Source organism: Marinomonas pontica, assembly GCF_026191375.1.
GTDB classification, from domain to species: Bacteria; Pseudomonadota; Gammaproteobacteria; order Pseudomonadales; family Marinomonadaceae; genus Marinomonas; species Marinomonas pontica.
The window spans coordinates 227,319-251,507 of record NZ_JAODTL010000022.1; the positions used below are offsets into that span (position 1 = coordinate 227,319).

Consider the following 24,189-nt stretch of genomic DNA (forward strand, 5'->3'; position numbering starts at 1 on the left):
ATAAACATTGAATAATCTGGAAAGTATTCAAAAAAACACTTTCCAGATGCCTCAATGAACAGCTGCTATTTTTTTCGTTGCGCTAATAATTTGTCTAACGTATTAGCGAATGCCATACGATCTTGTTGATTAAAGGTTGCCGGCCCACCCATTTGAACACCCGATGAACGCATTTGCTCCATAAAAATCCCGCATACCAAGACGCTGCTTTATATTTTCTTTTGTATAGAGCTCACCTCTTGGATTAATAGCAAGCGCACCCTTGTCGATAACATCTGACGCCAAAGGAATATCCGCAGTCACCACCAAATCCTGACTATCAATGTTGTCCACTATGTAGTTGTCTGCAACGTCAAAGCCAGAACTGACAACTCTTCGTTCGATCCATTTAGATGGCGGGATAGAAATGGCTTGGTTAGCAACAAGGATACATGGGATTTGAACACGTTCCGCAGCACGAAACAGAATGGTTTTAATAACATTTGGACAGGCGTCGGCATCGACCCACAAGCGCATAGGATTCCCCTTTTGTAGGGCTCCATTATTGATCAGTCGAAAAGTGAAATCCAGTAATGAATAAGAACAAACGGAGCACATAAGCGTGATCCGTTTGTTTGCATCGTGAGATGAATTACATATTTGGCATTTGGCCCGCCAGAACCTTCTGGCGTTACCCACGTAATATTTTGTGCAGGGTCTTTAATGTCGCAAGTTTTACAGTGTATGCAGTTCTGTGAGTTGATCTGAAAAATCGATTCATTGTTAGATTCTACGATTTCATAGACCCCCGCAGGACAGTATCGTTGAGCGGGCTCACTGTACTTTGGCAAATTACTTTGTACCGGTATGCTCGCGTCTTTCAACCTTAAATGACAAGGCTGATTTTCTTCATGATTGGTATTAGACAAAAACACCGAAGACAATTTATCAAAGCTTAATAAACCATCTGGCTTTTTATATTCTGGTGCAACATGTTTGTCTGCCAACTCTAAACAGGCGTAATCTGGAGTCATGTCTTTAAACGTAAACGGCAAACCACCCGAGAAAATGTTTTGATCTAACCAATTGTAAGCACCACCCCAAAACGTGCCTAATTTGTGCATTACTGGCACAAAATTTCGGGCTTGTTGCAGCTCTTCTCCCAACCAAGACTGGCGAAGGGCGTCGTCGAATTGGGATAAGTCAACGGATGATGGTTCCGCAGTCAAAGCCTCAAAGATACTCTCTGCGGCCAACATTCCACTTTTCATCGCCGTATGAGTGCCTTTAATTTTCGCTGGGTTTAATGTTCCTGCGTCGCAACCAATCACCAATCCGCCTGGAAAGTGCATTTTAGGTAACGAAGCCCAGCCACCTTTAGCAATCGCTCTGGCGCCATAAGAGACCCGCTTAGCGTCTTTTAAGTTTTCGGCAATAATAGGATGATGTTTGTATTTCTGAAATTCATCATAAGGGCTGAGATACGGATTTTTGTAGTTCAGATCGACAATCAAGCCAACTACTACTTGATTATTTTCTAAGTGATAAAGAAAGCCACCGCCACCCGCTTCGTTCCCCAGTGGCCAACCAGCAGTATGAATCACGGTTCCAGGTTTGCTTTGAGACGCGGGGACATCCCACAGCTCTTTAATTCCTAAGCCATAATGCTGAGGTGCTTTGCCTTTATCTAGCTCAAAGCGTGCCATGAGCTCTTTACCAAGGTGACCTCGACAGCCTTCAGAGAAAATCGTGTACTTGGCCTTTAAAAGCATGCCTGGCATAAAGCCATCTTTTTCGGTTCCGTCTTCCGCCAATCCCATGTCACCCGTTATAATCCCTTCGACATGACCGTCTTCATTGTATGCGAGCTGCGCTGCAGAAAAGCCCGGAAACACTTCAACACCTAAAGACTCCGCCTGTTCGGCAAGCCAACGACATAAGTTACCCAAGCTGATAATATAATTACCATCGTTATGGAGTGTTTTGGGTACCATCCAGTTGCTTAACTGCCTTGCATTGGCATCAGAACTTAACCAATGCAGTTCATCAACATTCACTTTGGTGTGTAAAGGCGCGCCCATCTCTTGCCAGTCTGGGAATAGCTCTGTCAGTGCTTTTGGATCAACCACCGCTCCCGACAAAATGTGGGCACCAATTTCAGAGCCTTTTTCAACCAAACAAACGCTGATTTCTTTTTCTTCGGCCTTGGCTTTCTGCATTATACGGCATGCCGCTGATAACCCTGCAGGGCCACCGCCAACAATCACCACATCAAATTCCATTACTTCTCTGTCTGTCATACTGCCTCCCTATGAGGGCATATTTCTTATTTTTAAAACACTCACACTTATGACGGGGAATGCCTTTCTAACGATTGAAAACATTTTTGTTTAGCTTGTCAACAGTTGGTTGGCCAAACTTTATTTCATAAAGATACGCTAACGATCTCGGTAATACGTGGTCGCAATAGAATGACACTGAATGCGCCCACGAATCTTGTTGTTCTTCATTTAAGTTTGATTCAGTTTTAGCTGCATGCAACGCTCTCACTTGCAACCATGCTCCAATTAAGTATCCCATTAACATCATATAAGGATACGCCAAGCCCGTTCCTAGAACCGCGTTTTTTGACATGGCTGCCAAGCACAATTCTGTTGCTGATTTGGACTGCTCAAGAACCACACTCACCTTATCAGCATACTCATTCAGGCCGAATTGTCTCCACTGAGCTATTTCATTATCAATCTCTAACAACAACGCATTCATCGCTGCGCCATTATCTGAATGCAATTTACGACCGATCAAGTCAATCGCTTGAATACCATTTGTTCCTTCGTAAATAGGCAAAATACGCGCATCACGGGCATGTTGAGCCACCCCAGTTTCTTCAATAAAGCCCATACCACCATGAATTTGTATGGCCAAAGACGTCACTTCTTGAGCTTGCTCAGTGATCCAGCCTTTCACGATCGGCGTGTAGAGTGCCGTTCTTGCAGCCGATTGTGCTTTTTGCTCACCTGTCGCCACATGGGACAAATCATTTTCGACAGCGGCCACATAAATAAGCGAACGCATCGCGTCAATTTGAGATTTCATCATCATCAACATACGCAACACATCAGGATGTTCAATAATCGCAGCACGCTCTGTACGTTCGGCATTCAAACCTTGTTTACGTTCCTTGGCATACTCCAATGCTTGTTGATAGGCACGTTCAGAAATGGCCAAGCCTTGTAAGCCGACACCCTGTCTGGCGTTGTTCATCATCGTGAACATCGCTTTAATGCCTTCATTTTTATTGCCTACTAAGTAGCCAACAGCGCCTGCATTGTCGCCAAAACTCATAACACATGTGGGTGAGGCGTGTATGCCCATTTTATGCTCGACGGATACAACATGAACATCATTACGCTCTGACGGTTTACCCTGATCGTCTAACAGGAATTTAGGCACAATAAACAAAGAAATACCTTTAACGCCTTCCGGAGCATCAGGCAAACGCGCCAAAACCAAATGAATAATATTGTCACTCATTTGATGATCGCCCCATGTGATGAATATTTTTTGCCCTTTGATACGGAAAACATCGCCATCAGGAAGCGCTTTACAGGCAATAGCAGCCAGATCAGAACCTGCCGTCGGCTCTGTCAGATTCATAGTGCCAGCCCACTCGCCAGCCAGCATTTTAGGAAGGAATTGTTGTTTAAGCTCGTCACTTGCGTGCAAGCTAATGGCTTCGATAGCACCTAAGCTAAGCAAAGGACACAGTGAAAAAGATAGGTTTGCAGATTGAACGCCTTCATTGACCGCTGTAGCGACACAGGAGGGCAAACCTTGTCCACCATACTCCGGATCACCAGATAACCCTATCCAGCCGCCTTCAGAGTACGCCTTAAACGCTTCTTTGAACCCCGTCGCTTCAATTACTTCGCCATTTTCAACCCGTGACCCTTGTTTGTCGCCACTTGCGTTTATTGGGGCAATGACTTGTTCGGCCAACTTACCAGCCTCACCCAAAATCGCCTCCAACAAATCGTCATCAAGCGCGTCTTCAATGTAGGGTGTTAACCGTTGCGTTTTCGCAACAGAGCGTAAGCTGAATAAAATATCGTTTATTGGGTATAGGTATTCGCTCATTTTTTATTCTCCGAGTTAGTTATCCGAGCGGATTTATACCTATAGAATGGAAAAATATTGCAAATCCCTCAATAACAATTCAGACCTATATCTCTAACAAATACATTCAAAACGATTCCTAATGTTCTCGTAGCGCTTAATTTATAGGCGTTTCATCGCTTTGCCGAATTTAAGGTATTCCTCACTTTTTCGATACTCGCCTGGTGTCATTCCCGTCCACTTTTTAAAGGAGCGGAAAAAGGCGCTAGGCTCATCAAACCCCATTAACGCCGCAATGTCATTAATACTCAACTGAGGGGCATTCATGTAGGTAATGGCGGCTTCTTTGCGGCAATCGTCTTTAATGCTTTGGTAGGACGTTTTTTCATCGTTCAAGCGACGACGTAATGTGGAAACACTCATATTGAGCGCGCTTGCCACCTCATCGGCACTGGGCATTTCGCGAGAAAAATCTTTACCCAACATTGCCATTACTTGAGATTTCAAACTGTTGTCGTTTTCTACCATTACGAGCAATTGATAAGGTGCGGTTTTTAAGAACCCTCTCAAGCTGTCTTCTGTTTGAACGATTGGCATATCGAGATAGCTGGCTGGAAAGACTAAAGCGTTCGCGTGCTGATTGAATTTCACTTCTGATTGAAAAAGTGTTTTGTAGTACTCCACGTCATCTGGGCGCTCGCTGGTAAAATACGCCGCTTTAAGATTTAAACGGCGGCCTATTAGCCAACAAATGAAATGGTGCCACATGGAAAGCGTAGTGCGTAGTTGCTCTTTCGATTCTGGAACCACCAAGGTGTCTAGGTCCGCATCAGAGGAATCCAACCCCGCAAAGGTGACCATGGCAAAGCGGCCTTTTTTAATCAGTACCGGTTTTACCGTTGGTCCTCTGCAAATTTCATAAAAGTCACTGCAACGGTATAGGGCATGCGCCAGACTCTTTGCGTGAATGATACACAAACACATCATCCTAAAGGTACCATTGGGTACCTTTCCTCCACTCAGCATGCCAAAAGACTCATCTTGCATTAGCCACATGATTTTTTGGTACAACATGCCGTATCGATAAGCCGGAAAAGAGTCACTTTGCTCAAGCTCATCTTGTGTTATCTCCAGACTGGCGAGCACAGCTTGGCGGTCTAATCCTTGATCTTCAACCGCTTTTAATAGGTAACGAACACTCGACATTGGAACAGACGCTTTCACACTTATCACCTTATCTAACAAATGATCAGAATTAATATTTTTATTTTAGGGTGCTTTTTTAACATAAAAAAAGGCTGCATCTGCAGCCTTTTTCATTTATTTAGTTTGCTTTTCTAACTTTTCGTTTACTTCTGTTCAGTAAAAGCAGATAACAATTCGTCCAATGACAAATCTTCACTGTCTGTATCCGCAGTTGATGCTTCAAGCAAATCCGATTTCGCTTGTTCTGCTTTTTCATCAACAGGCTTAACGAAAACAAAGCGGCGCGGACGCACTGGTGCGGCTCCTGCTTCTTTTTCTGGTAGCAATCCTAAACGTTCAAGTTTTTTGTGCGCTTGTTCTTTGCGTTCTTTGGCTTTTTTAGTCACAAAACGACGAGTTGATGAAGATTTACGAGCTTTGTTTTGCTCTTTCATCATCTCTTTTGATCCAGTTTTACCAAGTTTTCCACGCATACTGCGCGATTTTTTAACACGAGCCATATTATCCTCTCTTTATCGCGCGCATTGTAGCAGTGAATTCACGCTAGGTCATCCAGCAGCACTCGCAATTTCTAGCAATTTGCTTTAAAAGCACTGTGCCCTTGTTTGCGCTGATTCCCCATAGCACCAAGCCATTTTCTTACTTCTGATTGATCGCCAGATTGCAACGCAACATCCAGATTTTTCAATACGGAAATCGTTTCATTAATGACTTTCTCGTAGTCAGCCTTGTTGTTTTTTAATTCACTGCCTTGCATCTGTTCAGCTGTAAATTTGTAGGGAGTCTCTGCACGCGATTTCTCAAAGTACATGATTAGTGTGTTTACATGTTTTGATGCGGATCCGCTGTTTCCTGATTTTATATCGGAAGACATTGAGCGCATTTCGTCTTTAATGTGCTCCATATAACCGTGCAGCGCAGTATCATCACAAGATTCAGCCGCAAACAGTGCTGATGAACAAGAAATGGAGACAATTGCCGCAGTAAGAAGACCTTTATTCATAAATACACCCTTAATCATAAAATGTGTAAACACCGTTAATTCAATAAATCTCTAAATTTAAAATAACACGATCACCAAAAATAACACCTACAATATTGTAAAAGGAACGTCACTTTGTATGTCTTATCAAATTCATTTATTGGCGAATGGTACACTTGCTGTGTATCGTAAGCACTTTGACATTAAATAAGAGAGGAGTTCATTATTTTCAGCTTGAAGTTTACTTTTTCCGTTCTACTCTGTTTGCTGATGAGTGAAATAACATTCGCAGAATGCAGTGACTTTGATGCCAAATTATCAGCAGACAAAGAAGCCCAAAAATACATGAGCGGAAAAACATTCAAAAGGGCTCAGGTGTTAAAAAAGCACCTACCCAGTGAACGTAAAGAAGTGGCCAGTTACGTGTATGTGAAAGAAAGCGACCTGTATTACACGGTGTATTCACTGATAAACGATAAATGCAAAGCCGAGATAATAAAAAGAACCAATGGAAAGCATTAGCTAACCATTGGTTCTTGTACTTTAGAGAAAGGCTACTTTTCAGATTTTTTGCTTTTCTCTGTTGTCTTTTTTTTGTCCGATGATTTATCAGAAGTCGTTTCGTCATCTTCTGACTCTTCTTCGTCTTCCTCTTCCTCCTCACCGAGTTTCGAAATTTCTTCTAGTCGCTCGATGACTCTCGCAGATAAGGTTCCTTCAGGGTATTCACCCTCTTCATTTGCAACGCCAGGCTCAAGCCCAGTCAATAAATGCAAGGCTTCATCGGCTGTAGAGACAGCATAAACATGGAACATACCGGCTTTAACAGCCGCTATAATTTCATCATTCAACATCAAATTAACCGCATTTGATTTTGGGATGATAACGCCCTGAGTCCCTGTTAGTTCCCGAGCCTTACAGACATTAAAGAATCCTTCAATTTTTTCATTAACGCCTCCAATGGCTTGGATTTCACCGTATTGGTTCAAGGAACCTGTAATCGCAAGATCCTGACGCAATGGGACTTGAATCAACGCTGAAAGCAAGCAACACAATTCGGCCGTTGATGCACTGTCGCCATCGATATAGCCATAGCTTTGCTCCATTGCAATAGACGCTGAAATGTCCAAAGGAAAACGTTGAGCGTATTTATTGCCCAGGTAACCCGATAAAATAAGCACCCCTTTAGAGTGAATATTTTGGCCTAAATTGGATTCACGCTCGATATCAATGATGCCTTTTCCGCCAGGATAGACCGTAGTAGAAATTCGAGCAGGCGCACCGAAACTGCTGTCGCCAATTTGCATCACGGTCAAACCATTAATTTTACCAACAGCATGACCATCACTTTCCAATAGCACAGTGCCTTCAATGATTTCCTCAATGATTTTTTCGCTCACTCGACCTGTGCGGTGTTTTTTGGCTTTTAATGCACGGGCAATATGGTCAGCGGTGATTTCGCTGTCTTTGGCCATTTGACGCACAAAATCCGCTTCGCCCAATAATTCAAACACGTCACCAATTTTTGCGGCCATTTCACGCTGATGTTCAGCCAAACGACTGCTGTATTCAATGAGCGCCGCTACACCATCTCGAGTGACGTTAGCGTACTCTTCTTTGTCAACACGATCTTTCATGAGACGTGCAAACGACAATTCAGATTCTTTGGAGCGCTTCAAAGTGTCGTCAAAATCCACTAACACCCTAAACATTTCTTGAAAATCAGGATCAGCATCTTGCAACAAATAATAGATATCACGAGCGCCAATCAACACAACCTTCACCTGTAATGGCAAATCTTGTGGCGACAACGTCATTGTATTCATTAAGCCCATATCAGCGTATGGGTGCTCAATTTTGATGGTTTTACTTTTAAGAGCTCGCTTTAGGGCTTCCCATAAATAATGGTCCGTTAGTAGCTTTTCGGCATCCAAAATTAAATAACCACCGTTCGCGGCATGCAAACTGCCAGAGCGTATCAAACGGTAATTGGTCACCAACATACCTTGATCGCTGCTGTGTTCCACCTGCCCAAACAAATTACGGTAAGTTGGATGCGGCTCGTAAACAACTGGCTGCCCGCTGTTTGCTTCATGAGTAATGGCAATATTAGGTAGATAAAGCTCCTCGTAAAACTGACGACGACCTATCTCATCACGGTTTTCAGACGCTTTTTCGTCTGCCATTTGGTCAATAATGGTCTTGTCTAGATCGTCCCTTAATGCTTTGAGATGTGCCGTAATATCGGCATTGTCTTGGTATTTTTCAAACAAACCAGACATGAGCGGATCAAGTGCTTCTTTTACGGTGTCTAAGTTCAGCTGACGAATTTGTTCGTATGTCGCACGTTTCCATTGTGGCAGTCCAAGCAATTCTTCATTGAGCAGCCCTTCCAATGTTGATACACCCTCTTGGAAAGCATCGCGTTCATCGTCAGTCAGTGCGGCAAACTCGTTCTCTTCTAAAGCCTTTCCGTCCTTCATTGGTGCAAAACTTACTGACGATGCATCGCGGAACATCGCAACGCCAATTTTCCCTGAAATACGTTCTACTTTGTTGATAGCGGCTTCATATTGATCATTAAATGCGCGATCAATAACAGACTTTTGTTGCTGATAGGACGGGTTTTCAAATGCGGCAGGAAACGTCGCCATTAGGCCGTCTATTAGGGCACGAATCTCTTTTTCAAACTCTGAGGCCAAGCCCGGAGAAAATTCGATCGCTTTCGGGCGATGACTTTCAGTAAAGTTATTAACGTATGCCCATTCATTTGGTGCTGGTCGGCGTTTTGCCTCACTGCGCAAGTAACTCAACACATAGGATGAACGCCCTGTACCAGAATCCCCCATGGCAAAAATATTGTAACCAGGACGTTGCATAGCGACACCGAACTGAATCGCTTCCACAGCACGTTCTTGCCCTAAAATACCGCTGAGTGGCTCTATGTCATTAAGCGTTTTAAACGTCAGGTGATCATTCGGTACTTTTGCAGCAAGCGCTTGGTAAGGTAGAGAGGCAACCATGTTAGACATCAATGGGTTTCCTTTTGTTGAACAGACCGTAAAAAATGGTCTGTGAAAGAGAAACACTTCTCTTTCGAATATGTTATGTAAATACAATATGTTGAGACTAACACTCTGATGCCACTTCGCCTATATGACAAAACAAATATCAGAGTGACTACTTGCTCAATAAAATAGAGGTTTATCAGTTATGAGTAGGCTGTAGCAAATTTTCTGGGTTGGCTTTTGAAAACACTCGGTGGAAGTTTTGTGCCGTGGCTTCTAGCAACGCTTCGTATCGAATACCTTTTAAATCAGCGACATATTGTGCGACCTCGGACACGTATTTGGGCTCGTTTTTCTTTCCTCGATAAGGAACCGGCGCAAGATACGGAGCATCAGTTTCAACAATCAACGATTCCAAAGGAAGCTTACGCACTGTCTCTTTTAGATCCTCAGCCGTCTTAAACGTCACTATCCCCGAAATAGAAATCAGATAATTTTCATCCAACGCGGCTTTTGCCATGTCATAATCTTCGGTAAAGCAATGCAATACTCCGGCAGAGTCGCGGTTGCCATATTGCTTAATCAAAGCCATAGTATCTGCTTTTGCGTTACGGGTATGAACAATGACAGGCAACTCCAGTTTGCCAGCTAACTGAAGGTGATGCATAAAGCTCACCTTTTGTGCTTCATGAGCTTGCTCTGACGCCTCATAAAAATAATCTAAGCCCGTTTCACCGATAGCAATTACTTTTGGATCCGCAGCGTAGCGAGCAAGCAAAAGATCATCACGAACCAATCCTTCACTCTGTAATGGATGAACACCACAACTGGCATACACACCCTCCCTCCGAGTAAACCCTAATACCGTGTCCATTTTATTCAAATCAACCGATATGGTCAGTAATTGCCTAACACCTTGCTGATAAGCCGCGTTTAATGCGCCGTTAACATCATTGTTGTAGGGTGCCAAATCCAGCATATCTAGATGGCAATGGGTATCAATTAACATAGTCTGTTTACCACTGGTTCAATTCGTGTGTTAGTTGCATTATGGGGTTTAAGTTTGTTTTTTGAAGGTCTGACTTTAAATTTTGCAGGGATTGATAACGCAACATAAGTTGTTGAATACCCAATCGAGACACAAGTACGTTAAAAATACCTTGCAACGCAGCGTCTAATGGCGCTCCTGTAGAGTGGCAAATAAACTGATGTAAAATGGCGGCCAATCCATTGCAGTAATCTTCAACATTGTTACTGTCCATACCCTTAATAACATCACTGACAGGCATCCTGCCATGCACCATTTCACTCAGTTTTTGGGGTAACTCCAGATATATTGGCGTTTTTCCCTGCTGCTGAATCGACAATAGTCGAAATGGCTGAGTCGTTAGCCAAAATAAAGATGACAAAACCTCCCCTTCTGGTTGTTGGGTTAGCCATGTCTTAACTGCATCAAGGCTCGGTGTTGGCACGTTAACCAAAAGGCAACGGCTTCGAATGGTTGGCAATAAACTGGTCGATTGAGAGCTTGTCAACACAAAATAAGTTCGTGCCGCTGGCTCTTCAAGCGCCTTAAGCACGGCGTTCGCAGCATTTATATTCATGGCTTGTGCGTGGGTAATTAGCACCACTTTATTGTGGCCCACTTGGGGCTTTTGGCTAATTTGACGAACGAGTAAGCGAACTTGATCTACTTTTATCGTAGACGCCTCACCATCAAGAACACGAAAGTCTGGGTGCGTATCCGCTCGCATCAATTGACAAGAATGGCAGTATCCACAAGCTGATGCTTGGTCACTTTCGCACATCAAGTCTTTCACCATTTCGTGGGCCAGCTCTTCTTGTCCCACACCGTCCGCTCCGGTTATCAACAACGCGTGCGAAAGGCTATTAGTTTGCTTTAAAACTTGTACTTGGCGTAAACAGGGTAAGAGCCAATCCGCGATATGTGTCATTTAGCTAATTCCAGACCAAGCATTATTGAGTTGAACAAGCTGCTTTTCAATTTGGTATTTGACCGACTCTAATGATTGACTGGCATCAATAACTTTGACTCGATCAGGTTCGACATCTGCTCGCTCAAGAAAACCGTCACGTACTTTTTGATGAAACGACAACGATTCCTTGTCTAAACGGTCTTGGTGTTGACGTTGAACAACCCGTTCCTGTCCCAACTCAACAGGCACATCCAGCAGCAAAGTTGCATCAGGTTTATTCTCACCAACAACCCAGCGGCTCAACTGATCCAATACAGCCACATCTCCACCGCGCGCTTTACCCTGATACACATAACTTGAATCAAGAAATCGATCACTGATTACCCAAATACCCTCATCAAGAGCTGGCTGTATTTTTTCAGCCAAATGCTGAGCTCTCGCAGCGAAAACAAGTAACAGTTCCGCTACATCATTCACTTTTTCTTCACGTGGACTCAAGATAAGCTGGCGTATTTCTTCAGCTAGCGGCGTTCCACCCGGTTCACGAGTCATAATATAGGGAATGCTGTGCTGCTCTAACCATTGTTGGATAAATTGAATCGCGGTTGTTTTGCCACTGCCTTCTCCTCCTTCAAGCGAAATAAATTTGCCTCTCATTATACAACCTCTCTATTTCGAACTTTCTGGCGTTGAACGGTAGTCTTCTCGACGCTTATATTGATACTTTCTGACTGCTTGATTGTGTTCTTTCAGTGTATTTGAAAACGCATGAGTTCCATCGCCTTTTGCAACAAAATACAACGCGTTCGTCTTGTCAGGGTTTAACGCCGCGGCTATTGCGTCACGGCCCACATTTGCTATGGGAGTTGGCGGCAGACCATAATATCGGTATGTATTATAAGGCGAAGAATCTTGTAAACCTTTCCGAGTTAAATTTCCTTTAAAACTTTCTCCTAACCCATATATTACCGTTGGGTCTGTCTGCAAGCGCATGCCTTTTAATAGTCGGCTAATAAATACACCTGCAATCAAAGGACGCTCCTCTGGAACACCGGTTTCTTTCTCTATAATAGACGCCATAATCAAAGCGTCATATGGGGATTTATAAGGCAAATTTGCCGCTTTGTTATCCCAAAGCGTGGATAAGGTCTGACTCATCAACTCGTGTGCGTGTTTCAGAATACTCACATCCGTATCCCCATCGTGATATCGGTAAGTATTCGCAAAAAATTGTCCTTCTGGGTGCGTTACATCTAGTCCGATGCGCTGAGCAATCTCTTCATTTGTCGCCTCTAGTAATGTCATGCTGATATTGCCTTTGGCCTGCATCGTACGAAGGAAGTCTTGGGTCGTTTTACCTTCTAACAAGGTAATGGAATAAAAAATGGATTGCCCTGAATCAAAAAGCGACATCAGATCCAATAAATTCATCGTGGGGTCAATGGCATACTTACCCACTTTCGGCACCCACTCTGGGTGAAGCTTTGCCACCACTCTGGTTAAAAATGGCTGAGAGATTAAACCTTTAGAACTCAGTTCTTTACCTAAACTGTATGCAGAATCTCCAGCTCGAACCTCAAAAGTATCCTCAGAGCTAAGCGATATCGGCACGGTAATAGAGTGATACAGATAACCCGCTAAGATCGCTGACAGCGTCATAACTAAAAAGACAATACGATAAAACCACCTAAAGAACGGCATGCACATCCTTACTTTGCATTAATTTTTGTAATTTACGAGTATGAATGCCAATGGGGAGAGACAATCCGCCCACAGCAGTAACAGGAACAATGCCCATTAAACTATTCGAAATAAAGACTTCGTCTGCCGATTTGACCTCAGACAAACCAAAATTGCCTATTTGAACCACATAAGCGGTTTGCTCTTTCAAAATAGCTTGTCGAAAAGTCCCCTGAACACCTGCTTCGCTAAGCGCTGGGGTATACAAAATGCCACTTTTAAACCAAAAAAGATTACTCTGAATACATTCAATGACACGCTGATCGGAACTTAACATGATGGCTTCAAAGTCTGGAGACAATAAAAAACGCTTGGCCACAATATTTTCCAAACGGTTTAAATGTTTGATACCCGCTAAAAAACGGTTTTTATTGACGGGAACAGGTGAAATAGACAGAGAAACGCCACTTTTGCGGATGGTCTGATAATCCGGCGCAGTTAGGATGCCAATGACAATAGTATGATTGCTGTCATTTGGCGGTAAATAACCTCGCCCTCCTTCCCCTCGACTGACGATAATTTTCACTACGGATTCACGATCAATGAACGGCAAAACTGTGTCATGCAGAAAACGGGTAAGATTTTGTTTTTGCTCAAAACTCAGCGGCATGCCGAGCTTAGTCAAACCACGGTACATACGAGATAAATGGTCATTGAGCTGGAAAAAACATTGAGGAATAACACGAATGGTTTCAAAGACACCATCACCGTATGAAAACGCACGGTCGGCAACAGAAACAGAGCTGTTCAATCTATAATCGACGAACCATGTCATGGCTAAAAACTCAAAATTGAAGGTTAGCTATGATAACGCAAAAAAGAATGGCGTCCCATAGGGGGTTCGAACCCCTGTTACCGCCGTGAAAGGGCGGTGTCCTAGGCCTCTAGACGAATGGGACATATAAATACTTTCTTTACGAAAGAAATTGGAGCGGGAAACGAGGCTCGAACTCGCGACCCCAACCTTGGCAAGGTTGTGCTCTACCACTGAGCTATTCCCGCGTAAACATTTTAAAGAGTGGCGTCCCATAGGGGGTTCGAACCCCTGTTACCGCCGTGAAAGGGCGGTGTCCTAGGCCTCTAGACGAATGGGACACATTTTAACACACTAGATCACGACACAATCATTTACACAGTAAATAAAAGTGGCGTCCCATAGGGGGTTCGAACCCCTGTTACCGCCGTGAAAGGGCGGTGTCCTAGGCCTCTAGACGAATGGGACACAATTCAGTTTTGACAAAACTGTAAACTGATCACTCTGCTATCGCTAACAAGAATGATGGAGCGGGAAACGAGGCTCGAACTCGCGACCCCAACCTTGGCAAGGTTGTGCTCTACCACTGAGCTATTCCCGCATTACTAACCGCTCTACTCTATTCAAGCGATTTACGACCTCTATTTACATAGAGCATCCTAAATAGTGGCGTCCCATAGGGGGTTCGAACCCCTGTTACCGCCGTGAAAGGGCGGTGTCCTAGGCCTCTAGACGAATGGGACACAATTCAGTTTTGACAAAACTGTAAACTGATCACTCTGCTATCGCTAACAAGAATGATGGAGCGGGAAACGAGGCTCGAACTCGCGACCCCAACCTTGGCAAGGTTGTGCTCTACCACTGAGCTATTCCCGCATTACTAACCGCTCTACTCTATTCAAGCGATTTACGACCTCTATTTACATAGAGCATCCTAAATAGTGGCGTCCCATAGGGGGTTCGAACCCCTGTTACCGCCGTGAAAGGGCGGTGTCCTAGGCCTCTAGACGAATGGGACACAAGTCAGTTTTGACAAAACTGTAAACTGATCATTCTGCTATCGCTAACAAGAATGATGGAGCGGGAAACGAGGCTCGAACTCGCGACCCCAACCTTGGCAAGGTTGTGCTCTACCACTGAGCTATTCCCGCATTACTAACCGCTCTACTCTATTCAAGCGATTTACGACCTCTATTTACATAGAGCATCCTAAATAGTGGCGTCCCATAGGGGGTTCGAACCCCTGTTACCGCCGTGAAAGGGCGGTGTCCTAGGCCTCTAGACGAATGGGACACAATTCAGTTTTGACAAAACTGTAAACTGATCACTCTGCTATCGCTAACAAGAATGATGGAGCGGGAAACGAGGCTCGAACTCGCGACCCCAACCTTGGCAAGGTTGTGCTCTACCACTGAGCTATTCCCGCAAAACACTTCTCATACACATCTAAAAATAGGTAGACTACACAAACATCCTTATGAAAAGATGGCGTCCCATAGGGGGTTCGAACCCCTGTTACCGCCGTGAAAGGGCGGTGTCCTAGGCCTCTAGACGAATGGGACAACGTTGCAATCTTGCTGTGTGAGCGGGTGCGTATATTACTGTTACTAATCTTAAAATCAACAGTTTTTTTCATTAATTTAAGCCACTTAGACAAAAAGTCGCTTTAGAAATCAATCTGATCGGAGTCATTATGCAATGCAAACCTCTTTTACTTGCTCTATCCCTATCCACTCTTTTATTGGCTGGCTGCTCTACAACACACTATATAAGCATTACTCCAAAGGTTGATGTTAAAAACTCTGGATTAACAAATGACCGTGTCATTGACGTATCCACCAGCACAAAACTCACCAATGCAATCGGATCTATAAAGACAGGCATTAACGAGCGAGCAGACATATTTACTACAAACGACATTAACCAAAGCGTAAAGGAAAGCGTCTTAAAAGGATTACGTGAATTAGGCTTCACTCCAGACCAAGGCGTCATGCCACCTGCTGATTTACAGATAGACATTACAAAAATGAGCTACACCACGAAAGTGGAGACATTAAAAACCGTTGCCACTCTTGAATTTGAATTAAAAACAACGCTGTCAGCAAAAGGCCAAACTTATAAAGCCAACTACGGCTCTCAAAAAGTCAGAGAGTATGGAACCATGCCCTACCAACAAGCAATTCAGGACGACATGAATGAACTTGCCAGCCAAACCGTTAACCGCTTACTAGGCGACCCCAACGTCATTGCATTATTGAAACAGTAAGCCTTCTAATAAATAGCTGCTTTCTTACTCAATAAAGCAGCTATTTTTCTTTTCACACCTTGATCCGCATTAAGTAAAGTGTAAAGTGACTCCTCTCCCCACACAGCTTCAGTAAGGATAACGTGGTGCAAATTCGCAAATCTAACAAACTCTCCAACATCTGCTATGAAATACGCGGCCCAGTACTTAAAGAAGCCGTACGCATGGAAGAAGAAGGTCAACGCATACTAAAGCTGAACATAGGCAACCCTGCGCCATTTGGCTTTGAAGCGCCGGATGAAATATTGGTTGATGTAATTCGTAACCTGCCTACTTCACAAGGTTATTGCGATTCCAAAGGCCTCTTTTCAGCACGCAAAGCCGTTATGCAAAAATACCAAGCAATGGGAATAAAGTCGGCTGACGTCAACCACGTCTGGATGGGGAACGGTGTCAGCGAACTGATTGTTTTGGCCATGCAAGGCTTACTGAATGACGGCGATGAAATCCTTATACCGGCTCCGGACTATCCACTTTGGACAGCGGCAGCCACGTTGGCTGGCGGCTATGTCAAACATTACCTGTGCGATGAAAGCTCTGGTTGGCAACCCGACATCAACGACATTCGCTCCAAAATCTCTAACAAAACCAAAGCCATCGTCATTATCAACCCGAACAACCCAACAGGGGCGGTCTATGAAAAAGACGTTCTTGAATCAATCGTCAACCTTGCGGAAGAACATAACTTACTGATTTTTTCGGATGAGATTTACGACAAAATCCTCTATGACGAAGCAAAGCACATTCCTACAGCCACACTCACAGAAGGGCGAGCACCCTGCATTACGTTCGGTGGACTATCAAAAGTATATCGCACCGCAGGATTCCGATCAGGCTGGATGGCAATTACAGGTGACAGGAGTGGCATTAGCGACTACATAGAAGGTCTGGACATATTAAGCTCCATGAGACTATGCGCTAACGTACCTGCCCAACATGCTGTACAAACGGCGTTGGGGGGCTATCAGAGCATTAACGAGCTTATTACTCCTGGCGGCCGTTTATACGAACAACGCAAGGTCGCATGGGAAGCGCTTGATAGCATCCCTGGTGTTCATTGCCATAAACCAGAGGGCGCCTTGTACCTATTCCCTCGCCTTGACCCTAAGATGTACAAAATACAAAACGATATGGATCTTGTGTTGCAGTTTCTACGGGAAGAAAAAGTACTTATCGTTCAAGGCACCGGCTTTAATTGGCCCACACCCGACCATGTGCGCTTCGTCTTCCTTCCTCATGTCGAAGAACTCTCTCCTGCCATGGATCGATTTGCTGCATTTTTAAGTCGATTAAGAAAGCGCTAAGCTCTCTCTTGAATAAATTCAAGAAAGCCCTACTATGCTCCTTAACAGTTTCTTAAGGAGCATAGTCATGCGTATTATTCTGTTTTTACTGACAAACCTAGCTGTCATGGTGGTAGCGGGTATTGTTTTAAGCCTTTTAGGTGTTAACGGTTACATGACCAGCAATGGCCTAAACTTCACATCTCTGCTTATTTTCTGCGGTGTGTTTGGCTTTACTGGCAGCCTAATCTCACTGCTTCTATCAAAATGGATGGCAAAACGTGGATCAGGCGCCGTTGTTATCGAACAACCTCGTAATCACAAGGAAGTATGGCTACTGGATACAGTGAAAGAACTTTCGCAGAAAGCCGGTATCAAAATGCCTGAAGTTGCGATATTTCCAGCTCATGAAGCCAATGCGTTCGCAACAGGCTGGAATAAAAACGATGCACTCGTCGCAGTATCAAGCGGCATGCTAGATCGTTTTTCACCAGATGAAATCAAAGCAGTATTAGGACATGAGATAGGCCATGTGGCGAATGGTGACATGATTACTTTGTCTCTCATTCAGGGCGTGGTAAACACCTTCGTCATGTTCTTTGCTCGGATAGCCGCCTACGCTGTTGATCAGCTCTTACGCAAAGACGACAACGAAGGCTCAGTAGGTTGGGGTTACTACATCGCCACATTTGTTTTCGAAATTGTATTTGGTATTTTGGCGTCAATGATTGTTATGTGGTTCTCGCGTTTTCGCGAATACCGAGCCGATGAAGCCGGCGCAAGGTTGGCAGGCAAAGGCGCTATGATTGCCGCACTTGCAAGATTGCAACAGGAACACGAAGAAAGTCGCATGCCAGACTCCATGCTTGCTTTCGGCATTCGTCGCGGGAAAACACCAACAATGGGTGAACTGTTCTCGAGCCACCCACCTATTGAAGAGCGCATCAAAGCACTTCAGGCTCTGTAGAACGAAAAGACTTAGGTCATTAGAAGAGCCAAAAAAATGCCAGCAAAGTCGCTGGCATTTTTTCGAATCCTCAAACTCATTTACTTTGCTTTGTTTCTTTGTGTCTCATAGATAAACGCCATCAAGGGAATACCTACGTCTTTCACCACGTCAACAAAACGGATCCCGTACACATAAAAATATTCCACACCCATCCTAGATAAAAAGTCATTATCTACTAGGCTCGCTTGAACCTGCTCTAGCATCTGAATTTCTTGAGAACGAATTTCACAGTCTAACTTTAATAAATGATTATAGGGACCCACCTTGACATTGCAATTAAGCTTCATCGTTTGATTGACAGAGCCAAAGTCTTCTTTTGAAATCAGCTTAGCCCCACCCAAGCTCAAATCAATAATCACGGCCGATGAGGCAGAGGCAATGGATACCGGCGAATCATTAGGTTCTATATTACATATTAAGCGCGTCTCAACTCGCACAGCTTGTCGCACTTCTGAGGTTTCAACATACTCAGGGTATGCAATGTGCAAATGGGCTGCAGGCTCCATATAACTTTTTGCTACCTTACTCGAAAAAGCGCACACATGAGTGCTTAGCATCAAGCGAACATTCACCACTTGACTATCACGAACAAGGATACTTTTGCCATTCAACTTGGGAGTGGACAAAATAAGCGATCTTCCAGGGATATTCCCTAACACCTTGACCATATAACGCCCAGGCGGAGAGATAAACTCTACCTGCACATTCGTCCCTATAGGTACTTCAAGATCTCCTAGATCGACCTGCATTACTCCAGCCATGCTCTTACCTTAGCTTTACTTATTATGTGAGAAGCCAACAGCACTAATACGACTTGACGAAGCGCAGTCATCAACAGTAACCACACACGTATTCAATTCGTCTCTTTCTACATAGTGCTTTCGCAGCCAATCAAAGACATTGTTTTCTTTGTTTTCTCGGTACTTATAACGCAATCTAGCATCATCTCTTGCCACATCATAGATTGCCTGAATGTTTCGAGCCAGCATTTCTTCGGCAATCGATCCCAGACGCGTTGTAACGGCAGGAATCCAGCCAGAGCTAATCGCATCGCTTTCAGTAAGATGGAGCGTGTTTATGCCTAAAAACTTGCATAAGGATTGATACACCATCCAAGTGCCTTTTTCACGTCCTTGCTTGCTGTAACCCGCGATATGAGGCGTGGCAATATCCGCCACACTCACGAGTTCCTGATTAATAACGGGTTCGCCGTCCCACACGTCTAACACTAAATGCAGGTCACCCTCTAACTCTTTATAGCGTGCAAGCAACGCCGATTCGTCAATTACCCCACCTCGACCAGCAGAGACAATCGCGACACCAGAGGATAATTTAGATAGCTCTTCACTGCCAACCATCCCCTCAGTAGGAAACACTCCAGAGCGAGTCAAGGGCGCGTGCAGCGATATCACACCGCAACTTAATACGTCCTCCAGAGACACAAAATTAGCCTGATCTACAGTCTGCTCTTTAAATGGATCATAAACACAAACCTGACAACCCATTGCTGAAAAACGTTCATAAACTGTCTTGCCGACATTGCCATAGCCAATGACACCAATTTTTTTATCCAGCCAGCGAAAACCTTTGGTCATGTATAAATGACTTAATCCGCTAAAAACGTAATCGGCAACCGCTTCCGCATTACAACCAGGCGCACTACTAAACCCAATGCCCGCCTTGTTTAAATACGCCAAATCAATGTGATCCACACCAATGGTTGCACTTCCAACAAAGCGAACACGACTCCCCTCGAGCAAGGCTTGCGTTACTTTAGTCACCGATCGAACCAATAACACATCGGCGTCTTTAACTTGTGCATTGGTCAAGGTTCGCCCATTAACCAGCTCAACATCACCCAAATGCGAAAATAAAACTTTGGCATTTGGCATGTTTTCATCTGCAATAATCTTCATATCGTTGCTTTAAAAACTCACTAAACTCTAAATCAGGAAAGCGCTGTGCCAATAAATAAGCAGAAAATGTTTCCGCACGAACTGGCAAGCCTGAAACAACATACTTACCCACCTGAGTCATAACCGCGCTTTCAAAATGCTCAGCGTTATAGTCAGGCATGGATAAATTATCGACACTTACTCGAAAAGGTAACCCTGCCGCCCAATGCAAAACGCACTCAACGGCCTGTGGCCTCACTTCAACTTGCTCAAACTTTGCTTGTGTCTGCAAGTCGCGAGTATCCGACTCATACCAATAACCATAATCTTCTAATAATCGCCTTTTATCACCCGCAATACACCAATGGCTGACCTCATGAAGAGCGCTCGATGCATAATCAAGACGAAAGAAAATTTTCGCACTATCATTAGGTTCCGCTGGAACATAAAGAGGCTCTTGCGCCCCACCAATAAGACAGGTATTAAAATTCGAAAGGAAACAGGCATTAAAAGCCGCCACAAGCTGTGTTGCACTTGCCAAGCGTACACTCCAAATGTAAAGAATTATCACACAAGAAACAAAAATGCGCTACGCAAAGAAAAGAATCTCACGTAACGCACATTTATACGTCAAGCCACAAACACCGCCTGAATAACCATTAAAACCGCAAATTTGTGTTAGCAGTATTATTTAACCGCGATAGTAACGTTTAACCACGATAGTATCGTGAAGGCACAAAAGGCATCGCAACTTGCTTCAGCGGAATAGACTTCCCTCTCACGCTTGCAAACAAAGCACTTTCAGCATCCAACGCTTCAGTAGATACATATGCCATAACAATAGGTTGGGCCAGACTTGGTGAAAAGCCACCACTGGTTACTGAACCTTTCACTTCACCAGAAGCATCAACGACCTCAACGCCCTCACGAACTGGAGCGCGCCCATCTACCAAGAAACCAACCCGTTTTTTGGCCGGTTTATTCGTAAATTCTGGCAATATAATATCGGCACCCGGGAAGCCACCAGCTCGATCACCCCCTGAGCGACGAACTTTTTGTATTGCCCAATTAAGAGACGCCTCTACTGGGGTCGTCGTCGTATCAATATCATGGCCATACAAGCACAAGCCTGCTTCAAGGCGCAATGAGTCACGCGCCCCAAGACCAATCCATTCAACTTCATCATAAGCCAAAAACGCATTAGCAAATGCCTCAGCATGATCATTTGGTACAGAAACCTCATAACCATCTTCGCCAGTGTAACCAGAACAGCTTACCCACAAATCAACACCTTGCCATTCAAACTTGCTACTTTGCATAAACGTCATTGTGGCCGCATCAGGCACCATACGGGAAAATACTTCACGAGCCTTAGGCCCTTGAATTGCTAACAATGCACGATCTTCAATTACTTCAACTTCACACCCCACCAAAGAGGCCTCCAAGTAGGCAAAGTCTTGCTCTTTACAACCAGCATTAACAACCATAAAAACTTCATCGCCCCAATTGGCAAACATAAGATCGTCCGTAATGCCGCCTTTGTCCGTAGTAAACATGCCGTATCTTTGCATTCCTTTGGCTAAACCCAACACATCAACAGGCAATATAGCTTCTAACGCCTCTTTAACGCCTTCCCCTCTTAACAACACTTGCCCCATATGCGACACATCAAACAGACCCGCATTTTCACGAGCCCACAAATGCTCTTTCATCACCCCTAAAGGGTACTGAACTGGCATTTCATAACCTGCGAACTCAACCATTCTGGCACTAGAAGCAATATGTTGATCATACAAAGCAGTACGTTTCATAACGAGAACCTTAAATAAAGTAATGAATGTGTTTGTTTCCGATTGGAAACAGAGTATCGAAAAGGTGCAGGATTTGACAAGCGTTTAACCACAATAATTCAAAACAAAATCAGAGCAAACGCAATATATACAACCTAAAAAATTAAACAAACGGTCAGGATTATAAACATATAAACTTAATAATTCTGATCGAATGACTGTTTCCAATTGGAAACTTTTTGATTATGATAAGCAAAAATGACGTAAACCGAACAATGACTGACGTTCTTAGAAAGATGATCTTTTTTCATCATCTTAGACTGCCTTAGTGTTATTATACGCACGACTCATTGTCTTTTGGGCATACATGTTTATTTAAGAGGAATTTCCCCATGGCGAATACCGAAGCCTTTTTCAGCCAAACTTTAGCTGAGCGAGATCCAGAACTTTTTGCAACGATTGTTGAAGAGCAAGAACGCCAAGAAACAGGTATTGAATTGATTGCTTCAGAGAACATCACTTCAAAAGCCGTTTTAGAAGCACAAGGTTCTGTTCTAACAAACAAATATGCAGAAGGTTACCCGAATCGTCGTTACTACGGTGGCTGTGAAGCGGTAGATGTTACCGAGCAACTTGCTATCGATCGCGCGAAGCAATTGTTCAACTGTGAATTCGCAAACGTACAGCCTCACTCTGGCGCCCAAGCAAATGGCGCAGTGATGCTTGCCCTACTACAACCAGGCGACACAATTTTAGGCATGTCTTTGGATGCTGGCGGTCACTTGACTCACGGCGCGCCACCAGCTCAATCTGGCAAATGGTTTAACGCGGTTCAATACCAAGTAAACCCAGAAACACTATTGATCGATTACGATGCAATCGAAGCCCAAGCGCTAGAGTGCAAGCCAAAAATGATCATCGCGGGTGGCTCCGCTATTCCACGTGTTATTGATTTCAAGCGTTTCCGTGAAATTGCTGACAAGGTTGGCGCTTACCTATTCGTTGACATGGCACACATTGCAGGTCTTGTTGCGACTGGCGCTCACCCATCTCCACTTCCACATGCGCACGTTGTAACAACCACGACCCACAAAACACTACGCGGCCCTCGTGGCGGCATGATTCTTTCCAACGATCTAGATCTTGGTAAAAAAATCAATTCAGCTGTTTTCCCTGGCTACCAAGGCGGCCCACTAATGCACGTTATTGCTGGTAAAGCAGTCGCATTTGGCGAAGCACTGAAACCTGAGTTCAAAGTGTACATCGACCAAGTGGTTGCGAACGCGAAAGCATTGGCTGCTGTCATGATCGAACGTGGTTGCGATATCGTCACCGGCGGAACGGACAACCACCTAATGCTGGTTGATCTTCGCCCTAAAGGCTTAAAAGGTAACGTGGTTGATAAAGCGCTAGAGCGCGCTGGCATCACCTGTAACAAAAACGGCATTCCTTTCGATACTGAAAAGCCAATGATCACTTCTGGTATCCGTATCGGTACACCAGCGGCCACATCTCGCGGCTTTGGCGTTGAAGAATTTGAAAAAGTTGGCCACCTAATCAGTGACGTACTTGACGGTTTAGTTGAGATGCCTGAAGGCAATCCAGAAGTAGAAGCACGCGTGCTTGCTGAAGTAAAAGAGCTTTGCAAACGCTTCCCACTTTACCGCTAAAAATCACATACCCAAGGCGCTAAACTCCTTGGGTATTTTTTTAAAGAGGCATAAATACTATGAGCACTATTCCAGAAAACCTAAAATACGCAGACTCTCATGAGTGGGTTTTAGACAACGGCGACGGCACCGTTACTGTTGGCATTACCGATCATGCGCAAGATCTACTAGGCGATGTTGTTTACGTTGAACTTCCAGAAGTAGGTGCAGAAGTTACCGCGACAGAACAGTTTTCTCTTGTAGAATCTGTAAAAGCGGCATCCGACATTTATGCCCCTGTTAATGGTGAAGTTATTGCCGTTAATGACGCTCTTAATGATGCCCCAGAATTAATCAACGAAGTGCCTTTTGAAGGTGCATGGATTGCAAAAATCAAGCTTAGCGACGCCGCCGATCTTGATAAACTACTTGATGCTGCAGGCTATTCAGCCACTATCGAATAGTCTCACTATAGGCTCTCCTAAACTAGTACCGAGAGCCTACTCTCCCCGTTCCAATCTTAATAGGTGATTAAA

21 protein-coding genes, 12 tRNA genes and 1 pseudogene are annotated in these 24,189 nt (G+C 44.2%); 6 read left to right on the forward strand and 28 right to left on the reverse strand.

Annotated features, from left to right (window positions below):
• Window positions 1–65: 65 nt before the first annotated feature.
• The 6 genes and pseudogenes from N5P32_RS04215 to N5P32_RS04240 form a co-directional block, all read right to left on the reverse strand.
• Window positions 66–516 (reverse strand): annotated as a pseudogene (locus tag N5P32_RS04215) (YaiI/YqxD family protein).
• Window positions 517–548: 32 nt separating this feature from the next.
• Window positions 549–2,279 (reverse strand): electron transfer flavoprotein-ubiquinone oxidoreductase, encoded by a 1,731-nt coding sequence (locus tag N5P32_RS04220; protein ID WP_265727922.1) that lies wholly within the window; start codon window positions 2,277–2,279, stop codon window positions 549–551.
• Between the two features lie 67 nt (window positions 2,280–2,346).
• A complete protein-coding gene (locus N5P32_RS04225; protein WP_265727923.1) occupies window positions 2,347–4,116 on the reverse strand; it encodes an acyl-CoA dehydrogenase in 1,770 nt (589 codons plus the stop codon).
• A 141-nt stretch (window positions 4,117–4,257) separates the two neighbouring features.
• On the reverse strand, window positions 4,258–5,319 hold the full coding sequence (locus tag N5P32_RS04230) for an AraC family transcriptional regulator (protein ID WP_265727924.1): 1,062 nt from the start codon (window positions 5,317–5,319) through the stop codon (window positions 4,258–4,260).
• 125 nt (window positions 5,320–5,444) lie between these two features.
• Window positions 5,445–5,801 carry a hypothetical protein gene (locus tag N5P32_RS04235; RefSeq protein ID WP_265727925.1) on the reverse strand — a complete coding sequence of 119 codons (357 nt, stop codon included), beginning with the start codon at window positions 5,799–5,801 and terminating at the stop codon, window positions 5,445–5,447.
• Window positions 5,802–5,872: 71 nt separating this feature from the next.
• The gene (locus N5P32_RS04240) at window positions 5,873–6,304 is read right to left on the reverse strand and encodes a cytochrome b562 (protein ID WP_265727926.1); all 432 of its coding nucleotides are present in this window, start codon (window positions 6,302–6,304) and stop codon (window positions 5,873–5,875) included.
• Between the two features lie 249 nt (window positions 6,305–6,553).
• Here N5P32_RS04240 and N5P32_RS04245 point away from each other — a divergent pair, with 249 nt between their 5' ends.
• Entirely contained in the window at window positions 6,554–6,805 is a 252-nt protein-coding gene (locus N5P32_RS04245) for a hypothetical protein (protein WP_265727927.1), read from the forward strand.
• 32 nt (window positions 6,806–6,837) lie between these two features.
• Here the strand turns inward: N5P32_RS04245 and N5P32_RS04250 are convergent, their stop codons facing one another.
• The 18 genes from N5P32_RS04250 to N5P32_RS04335 all read right to left on the reverse strand — a co-directional run bounded on the left by N5P32_RS04250 (window position 6,838) and on the right by N5P32_RS04335 (window position 15,284).
• Window positions 6,838–9,315, reverse strand: coding sequence for a Lon protease family protein (locus N5P32_RS04250; protein ID WP_265727928.1), 2,478 nt, complete (start codon window positions 9,313–9,315; stop codon window positions 6,838–6,840).
• Window positions 9,316–9,490: 175 nt separating this feature from the next.
• Window positions 9,491–10,300 carry a TatD family hydrolase gene (locus tag N5P32_RS04255; protein ID WP_265727929.1) on the reverse strand — a complete coding sequence of 270 codons (810 nt, stop codon included), beginning with the start codon at window positions 10,298–10,300 and terminating at the stop codon, window positions 9,491–9,493.
• A 7-nt stretch (window positions 10,301–10,307) separates the two neighbouring features.
• Window positions 10,308–11,246, reverse strand: a complete 939-nt coding sequence (gene holB, locus N5P32_RS04260; RefSeq protein WP_265727930.1) for a DNA polymerase III subunit delta' — start codon at window positions 11,244–11,246, stop codon at window positions 10,308–10,310.
• Window positions 11,247–11,885: a dTMP kinase gene (gene tmk, locus N5P32_RS04265; protein WP_265727931.1), complete on the reverse strand. Its 639-nt coding sequence runs from the start codon at window positions 11,883–11,885 to the stop codon at window positions 11,247–11,249. It lies immediately after the preceding gene.
• Window positions 11,886–11,897: 12 nt separating this feature from the next.
• Window positions 11,898–12,929, reverse strand: a complete 1,032-nt coding sequence (gene mltG / locus N5P32_RS04270; RefSeq protein WP_265727932.1) for an endolytic transglycosylase MltG — start codon at window positions 12,927–12,929, stop codon at window positions 11,898–11,900.
• Window positions 12,916–13,743, reverse strand: a complete 828-nt coding sequence (pabC, locus tag N5P32_RS04275) for an aminodeoxychorismate lyase (RefSeq protein ID WP_265727933.1) — start codon at window positions 13,741–13,743, stop codon at window positions 12,916–12,918. The genes mltG and pabC overlap by 14 nt, the downstream gene beginning before the upstream one ends.
• 48 nt (window positions 13,744–13,791) lie before the next feature.
• Window positions 13,792–13,867 (reverse strand) — tRNA-Glu (locus N5P32_RS04280).
• A 28-nt stretch (window positions 13,868–13,895) separates the two neighbouring features.
• A tRNA-Gly gene (locus N5P32_RS04285) sits at window positions 13,896–13,970 on the reverse strand.
• A 17-nt stretch (window positions 13,971–13,987) separates the two neighbouring features.
• Window positions 13,988–14,063: transfer RNA gene (locus N5P32_RS04290), tRNA-Glu, on the reverse strand.
• A 51-nt stretch (window positions 14,064–14,114) separates the two neighbouring features.
• Window positions 14,115–14,190 (reverse strand) — tRNA-Glu (locus tag N5P32_RS04295).
• Window positions 14,191–14,248: 58 nt separating this feature from the next.
• Window positions 14,249–14,323: transfer RNA gene (locus N5P32_RS04300), tRNA-Gly, on the reverse strand.
• Window positions 14,324–14,389: 66 nt separating this feature from the next.
• Window positions 14,390–14,465 (reverse strand) — tRNA-Glu (locus N5P32_RS04305).
• 58 nt (window positions 14,466–14,523) lie between these two features.
• Window positions 14,524–14,598: transfer RNA gene (locus N5P32_RS04310), tRNA-Gly, on the reverse strand.
• 66 nt (window positions 14,599–14,664) lie between these two features.
• Window positions 14,665–14,740: transfer RNA gene (locus N5P32_RS04315), tRNA-Glu, on the reverse strand.
• Window positions 14,741–14,798: 58 nt separating this feature from the next.
• A tRNA-Gly gene (locus N5P32_RS04320) sits at window positions 14,799–14,873 on the reverse strand.
• A 66-nt stretch (window positions 14,874–14,939) separates the two neighbouring features.
• Window positions 14,940–15,015 (reverse strand) — tRNA-Glu (locus tag N5P32_RS04325).
• Between the two features lie 58 nt (window positions 15,016–15,073).
• A tRNA-Gly gene (locus N5P32_RS04330) sits at window positions 15,074–15,148 on the reverse strand.
• A 60-nt stretch (window positions 15,149–15,208) separates the two neighbouring features.
• Window positions 15,209–15,284 (reverse strand) — tRNA-Glu (locus N5P32_RS04335).
• A 131-nt stretch (window positions 15,285–15,415) separates the two neighbouring features.
• Here N5P32_RS04335 and N5P32_RS04340 point away from each other — a divergent pair.
• The 3 genes from N5P32_RS04340 to htpX all read left to right on the forward strand — a co-directional run bounded on the left by N5P32_RS04340 (window position 15,416) and on the right by htpX (window position 18,277).
• The gene (locus N5P32_RS04340) at window positions 15,416–15,988 is read left to right on the forward strand and encodes a YajG family lipoprotein (protein WP_265727934.1); all 573 of its coding nucleotides are present in this window, start codon (window positions 15,416–15,418) and stop codon (window positions 15,986–15,988) included.
• A gap of 125 nt (window positions 15,989–16,113) precedes the next feature.
• A complete protein-coding gene (locus N5P32_RS04345) occupies window positions 16,114–17,331 on the forward strand; it encodes a pyridoxal phosphate-dependent aminotransferase (protein WP_322783820.1) in 1,218 nt (405 codons plus the stop codon).
• A 67-nt stretch (window positions 17,332–17,398) separates the two neighbouring features.
• Window positions 17,399–18,277, forward strand: a complete 879-nt coding sequence (gene htpX, locus N5P32_RS04350) for a protease HtpX (RefSeq protein ID WP_265727936.1) — start codon at window positions 17,399–17,401, stop codon at window positions 18,275–18,277.
• A gap of 80 nt (window positions 18,278–18,357) precedes the next feature.
• On the opposite strand, the gene N5P32_RS04355 is transcribed toward htpX, so the two are convergent.
• The 4 genes from N5P32_RS04355 to gcvT all read right to left on the reverse strand — a co-directional run bounded on the left by N5P32_RS04355 (window position 18,358) and on the right by gcvT (window position 22,025).
• Window positions 18,358–19,080, reverse strand: coding sequence for a flagellar brake protein (locus N5P32_RS04355; RefSeq protein WP_265727937.1), 723 nt, complete (start codon window positions 19,078–19,080; stop codon window positions 18,358–18,360).
• 15 nt (window positions 19,081–19,095) lie between these two features.
• On the reverse strand, window positions 19,096–20,235 hold the full coding sequence (locus N5P32_RS04360; protein ID WP_265727938.1) for a 4-phosphoerythronate dehydrogenase: 1,140 nt from the start codon (window positions 20,233–20,235) through the stop codon (window positions 19,096–19,098).
• The gene (locus N5P32_RS04365; protein ID WP_265727939.1) at window positions 20,216–20,755 is read right to left on the reverse strand and encodes an elongation factor P hydroxylase; all 540 of its coding nucleotides are present in this window, start codon (window positions 20,753–20,755) and stop codon (window positions 20,216–20,218) included. Before N5P32_RS04365 ends, N5P32_RS04360 begins: the two co-directional genes overlap by 20 nt.
• A 169-nt stretch (window positions 20,756–20,924) precedes the next feature.
• The gene (gene gcvT, locus N5P32_RS04370) at window positions 20,925–22,025 is read right to left on the reverse strand and encodes a glycine cleavage system aminomethyltransferase GcvT (RefSeq protein ID WP_265727940.1); all 1,101 of its coding nucleotides are present in this window, start codon (window positions 22,023–22,025) and stop codon (window positions 20,925–20,927) included.
• 371 nt (window positions 22,026–22,396) lie between these two features.
• Between gcvT and glyA the strand changes: the two genes are divergently transcribed.
• Window positions 22,397–23,674, forward strand: coding sequence for a serine hydroxymethyltransferase (gene glyA, locus N5P32_RS04375; RefSeq protein ID WP_265727941.1), 1,278 nt, complete (start codon window positions 22,397–22,399; stop codon window positions 23,672–23,674).
• 59 nt (window positions 23,675–23,733) lie between these two features.
• Entirely contained in the window at window positions 23,734–24,117 is a 384-nt protein-coding gene (gcvH, locus tag N5P32_RS04380; RefSeq protein ID WP_265727942.1) for a glycine cleavage system protein GcvH, read from the forward strand.
• Window positions 24,118–24,189: the final 72 nt, after the last annotated feature.